A 704-nucleotide genomic window follows, 5' to 3' on the forward strand; every position below is an offset into this window, starting at 1 on the left:
CTCGCAGCACTGGCACGCAAGGAAAATTCCCTTTTCGGACAAAATCCGATTTGCAGTCTCAAAAATCGCTTTTCCGATTTCCGCGCTGGAATCCTTTCCGATAGAGCCGCCTGCAACCTCGCTCGTCGAGCAGCCTATTACAAAAACCGCGCCTTTTTTCTGCGGGTGAGAAGCGAGCAGATTTGTGATTATCTTTTCTGTCTGGCATGAAATCTCCGCAAGATCTTCCGCCACTGCATTTTTGATTTCGTTCGTATTCATAATAAGAAGATTATAGCGAGTTTTTTAGTCTGTGTGAAACGCAAGAAAAAACGAAATGCCATAAAAAATTGGCGGTCCGGCGGCAATCCGCCGTCGCTATATCGCGAGTTTTCAAAACAAATTCTGGGATTCTAGCGCTACCGCATTTGCCTTTTGAATGTTTTCTGTTTTCCCGAAAGCAAAAAACATTTTTATGAATCGGGACAATTCCGAATGTAGAATTTTCGTCAGGCGGGCTTCGGGATTTTCCCGAAACACGAAATTAAGTAAAAGTAACAATCGGGAGCTTCCCGAAACGTGAATCCAGCAAAAAACGGCAATCGGGAAGTTCCCGAAACATGAATTTTTTCAAAACTGGAAATCGGGATGCTCCCGAAGAGTTTTTTCTAAAAGGTCAGCAATCGGGAAAAATCTGAAAGCAGTTTTTTCATCAATGGCAATTC

Annotated in this window: 1 protein-coding gene; it reads right to left on the reverse strand. The window is 43.3% G+C overall.

From position 1 onward, the window contains the following. Window positions 1-261, reverse strand: a 261-nt coding sequence (locus tag B3Y13_RS09690; protein ID WP_296694234.1) for a DUF436 family protein, incomplete at its 3' end; no start/stop codon positions are given. Window positions 262-704 lie beyond the last annotated feature (443 nt).

Origin of the sequence: Treponema sp. UBA7567, assembly GCF_002476655.1 — a bacterium.
In the GTDB taxonomy this organism is placed as follows: domain Bacteria; phylum Spirochaetota; class Spirochaetia; order Treponematales; family Treponemataceae; genus Treponema_D.